The following is a 4,068-nucleotide window of genomic DNA, read 5'->3' as shown; positions in this document are numbered from 1 at the left end:
CCCACGGCGGCAGGGCGCGAAGAGCCCACCTCCCCCACTGAAATAGCCTGCCGGGAAACCCCCACGGCCCCCAGGGTGAGGTGGTCAGCTACGCAGGTGCCCCCGCGTCCGCTGATTAAATAGCCTTCCCCAACCAGCTGCTCATACGCAAAAACAACCGTTCCACGTGAAACATTCAACCGCTCAGCCAGCGCACGGGTAGAAGGCAGCGGGTCCCCCGCCACCAGAAAACCACCCAGCACCAGAGCCCGAATCTGCTCAGCCACCTGCGACGGCAAAGAACCCGGCGCCGACCGCGACACACTCACCGGCAACTGATCAAACCGCGAATACTCCGCCACGCCACACTCCCCTCACATCAAAGCCGTGCTCCCCCGATACTAGCCCACCGGCGTCCGCACCCCATGAAAAATGCCCGCCGCGAAGCACACGCGGCGGGCATCTATCCCAAACATAACGAAAAGGGGCACCGGGCTACTGGCGCCGGCACCCCTCTCGCATCAGATTCTTCCCAGGGAATCTGACTAACCTACGTACTCCCAAACGCGTACGTAGTCAACCTCGATTGCGCAATCCGCGGTGGTCTCAGCGAGGCCACCCCAGTAGGCATTACCTGCCTGCATGCACAAACGGATGTTGAACTGCTCACCAGCAGGCAGTGCGGCCTGGTAGCGAGGATCCTCTAACGAGACGAACAGGTATTCAACCCCGTCAAAGAAGAACTTGATACCGGCAGGAGTCTTCTCAACTGCCCAGGTGTGGTATTCATCGGCAAGGTTCTGGCCCAGTACGGGAATCAGGGCGCTCTTCTTAGCCTTGTTGCCCTGCTGCTGGCCGTAGTGCACGGTGCCCTCAGAACGGTTGGAGATATCAACCTTCTGCTTGCTGGAGGTGTAGCCGTAGGACTCGGAGATATCGATTTCACCGAGGAGGGCGGTATTATTGGGGCGCATCCAGATGCCACCCCAGGCACCAATCTGAGTGGGATTTGAGGCGGGCTGCTTGGCGCGGTATTCCAGGCGGAAGCTCTCAGCGGAGAACTTGCCCATGGTGTCAATGTAGCCGGTGGCCCATTCGCGCAGCTTGCCGTCCTTGTAGGTGACGGGGGTAGCCAGCTTCTTCAGCCAAATCTTGGCGGAGGAGTCGCCCATGGTCACGGCTTCCTTGAGGTTGACGCCGGAGTCGTAGCCTACGTAGGACTTATCGCGCACGCGCCACTTAGCGCCGTCGATTGCGCCGTTGTTGAAGCCATCTTCGAAGATGAGCTTACCCCAGCCTGAAGCGGTCAGAGCGCCGCGGTGCTCGCCCCAGTTGTCTGCCTTGGCCTTAGCGGCAGAGACAACGTGGGTGGAGGGGACGGTGCGGCCTGCGTAAACGCTGATGCCGGTGCCGGTGCCCTGGGGGGGTGCCGTAGAAGGGGATGACGTTGTCGTTTGCCACCAGGGTTTCAACGGCCTGGCCATCAACGATGACCTGGGCAACGAGGCGGGTAGCGCGCACCGAGAGAGCCAGCTCATAAGAGAAGGTTGAGGTGGGGGCGGTAGCTGCAAGGACCTTCTGGCCCAGGATGACGGTGCGGTTGTTGATGACGCGCTCGATCAGCAGGGTCAGCTGGCCGGTGTTACCGATGGTCAGCAGGGCGGTGTAGTAGTCGCGACCGGTGGTAACGCGTCGTGCGATGACGCGGGTGTAGATGGTGCCAGCGGCAGGACGCGAGGTGGTGTAGGTTGCCTCAACCAGAGCGTCGGAGGTCTTGGCACCCATGGGGGTGAAGGCCTGGGCGAAGGGGGAGGTGTAGGTGACGTCCGCCAGAGGGGTAAAGCGCAGGACGCCTGATGCCAGGCCGTTGCCATTGAGCGCGGTACCGGTGTTTGCGTGCGCTGCCTGGGTGGTCAGTGCGGTTGCTACAGCGGTTGCGGCGGTCAGTGACAGGAAGTTGCGTCGGGATACAGAAAGCATGGTTTGGGTCTCTTTCGTGTGTATTTGTTTGGGGCGGGAGACTCTTGGGGAGAGCCGGGGTGTGGATTCTTGGGGAATCCAGGTGAACCCTGGGGTGGGTTCACGTGGCTCCTGGGTGGAGCCTGTGGGCTTTGGGTTAGCCCCTTGTGCTTCGGCTGAAAACTTTATAGGATGTTTGGGGGACAAAACAACCACCTTCCTCGTGAAGTAATTTTATTTACCCTTGTAAAAGTAGACTTGTCTGGTGAAAAAATTTTTTGGAAAAAAATTTGAAGCTGTCCCCAGGGGTGGGTTCTTTGGGCAAAATAGCTCATTTTTCAAAGATTTTGGGGGAAGTTTGTCCCCCAAACCTCTTCATCAGCTGACTGGCAGAGCCAAAAAATTTTAGGGTTTGGGGACAGCTTGCCCCCCCTAAAACGTGCCGACAGGCGTCCACCTCCTTGCCTATGGTCTAAAAACTTTGCTAGAAACTGGCCCTATTCTTAGACCGCATCAGGGGGCACAGTTGAAACCATGACTGAAAACAAGACCACAGAAACCACCGTTACCGGCTCCCCCCTCGTCAAGCGCGGCCTGGCCGACATGCTCAAGGGCGGCGTCATCATGGACGTCGTCACCCCCGAACAGGCAAAAATCGCAGAGGACGCCGGCGCCGTAGCCGTCATGGCCCTCGAACGCGTCCCCGCCGACATCCGCGCCCAGGGCGGCGTCGCCCGCATGAGCGACCCCGACATGATCGAGGGAATCATCGACGCCGTCTCTATTCCCGTCATGGCCAAGGCCCGCATCGGCCACTTCGTAGAAGCCCAAATTCTGGAACATCTCAAGGTCGACTACATCGACGAATCCGAGGTTCTCTCCCCCGCTGACTACGTCAATCACATCGACAAGCACGGCTTTAAGGTGCCCTTTGTCTGCGGTGCCACCAACCTGGGTGAGGCCCTGCGCCGTATCACCGAGGGCGCTGCCATGATCCGCTCCAAGGGCGAGGCTGGCACCGGTGACGTCTCTGAAGCCACCAAGCACATCCGCACCATCAAGACCCAGATTGCCGAGCTGCAAGCCCTACACGCTACCGCCCCCGACCTGCTGTACATCAAGGCCAAGGAGCTCGCTGCCCCCTACGAGCTGGTACGCGAGGTCGCCGAAACCGGCAAGCTGCCCATCGTACTCTTCACCGCTGGCGGCGTGGCAACCCCGGCTGACGCTGCCATGATGATGCAGCTGGGTGCGGACGGCGTCTTCGTCGGCTCCGGCATCTTCAAGTCGGGCAACCCCGAGGCCCGCGCCAAGGCCATCGTCAAGGCAACCGCCTTCTACAACGACCCTGCAGCGGTTGCGGACGCCTCCCGCGGCCTGGGCGAAGCCATGGTTGGTATTAACGTGGCAGACCTGCCCGCCCCCCACCGCCTGGCGGAGCGTGGCTGGTAGTGAATTTTCGCCCTGTTGTTGGCGTCCTTGCCCTGCAGGGCGGGGTCGCCGAGCACGCGTCCCTGCTGGAGAAGCTGGGGGCACAGGTGGTTTTGGTCAAGCGCCCCGAGCAGCTGGAGGAGCTGGACGTCCTGGTTCTTCCCGGTGGGGAATCGACGACCATTGACCGGTTGACCAGGATTTTTGGCCTGCGCCAGCCCCTCATTGACGCTATCGCGGGTGGCCTACCCACCCTGGGCACCTGTGCCGGGCTGATTCTTCTGGCTCGGGAGATTGAGGACCCGGCGGCAGGCCAGCAGACCCTAGGTCTGCTCAATGTGACCGTGCGCCGCAACGCCTTTGGCTCCCAGGTTGACTCCGCAGAAACCGAGCTGGCCTGGGATGCTACCGGGGCGGACGGTGATGGCCCGGTTACCGGCGCAGGCGGGCAGGCACCGGTGAAGGCCGCCTTCATCCGCGCCCCCATTGTCACCCAGGTGGGGGAGGACGTCACCGTGCTGGCCCGTCACGCCGGGCAGGTGGTCGGGGTGCAGCAGGGCCACCTGCTGGGCATCTCTTTCCACCCGGAACTCACCGGCGATACTACCGTGCACCGGGCCCTGCTGGGCCTGACTAGCCGGGCAGAGGCGTCCTAGAAGCGTCCGCCTCCACCGCCGCCGCTAAAGCCCCCGCCGCCCC

The 4,068-nt window shown here is 61.7% G+C and carries 5 protein-coding genes; 2 read left to right on the top strand and 3 right to left on the bottom strand.

Annotated elements, in window-relative coordinates:
- From E4U03_RS12290 to E4U03_RS13480, 3 genes are all read right to left on the bottom strand, one after another.
- On the bottom strand, nt 1-341 hold a 341-nt coding region (locus E4U03_RS12290), incomplete at its 3' end, for a GntR family transcriptional regulator (RefSeq protein ID WP_135014009.1).
- 183 nt (nt 342-524) lie between these two features.
- Complete coding sequence (locus tag E4U03_RS12285; RefSeq protein WP_228066295.1) at nt 525-1,151, bottom strand: glycoside hydrolase family 16 protein; 627 nt, start codon at nt 1,149-1,151, stop codon at nt 525-527.
- A 175-nt stretch (nt 1,152-1,326) separates the two neighbouring features.
- A complete protein-coding gene (locus E4U03_RS13480) occupies nt 1,327-1,959 on the bottom strand; it encodes a twin-arginine translocation signal domain-containing protein (RefSeq protein WP_135014007.1) in 633 nt (210 codons plus the stop codon).
- A gap of 513 nt (nt 1,960-2,472) precedes the next feature.
- On the opposite strand from E4U03_RS13480, the gene pdxS reads away from it, so the two are divergent.
- On the top strand, nt 2,473-3,390 hold the full coding sequence (gene pdxS / locus E4U03_RS12275; protein WP_135014006.1) for a pyridoxal 5'-phosphate synthase lyase subunit PdxS: 918 nt from the start codon (nt 2,473-2,475) through the stop codon (nt 3,388-3,390).
- Nucleotides 3,390-4,025: a pyridoxal 5'-phosphate synthase glutaminase subunit PdxT gene (gene pdxT / locus E4U03_RS12270; RefSeq protein ID WP_135014005.1), complete on the top strand. Its 636-nt coding sequence runs from the start codon at nt 3,390-3,392 to the stop codon at nt 4,023-4,025. The genes pdxS and pdxT overlap by 1 nt, the downstream gene beginning before the upstream one ends.
- Nucleotides 4,026-4,068: the final 43 nt, after the last annotated feature.

The sequence above is a fragment of the Rothia nasimurium genome (assembly GCF_004569295.1).
GTDB lineage: Bacteria > Actinomycetota > Actinomycetes > Actinomycetales > Micrococcaceae > Rothia > Rothia nasimurium_B.
The sequence above is the reverse complement of the archived record's forward strand: the minus strand, read 5'-3'. Positions and strand labels throughout refer to the sequence as shown.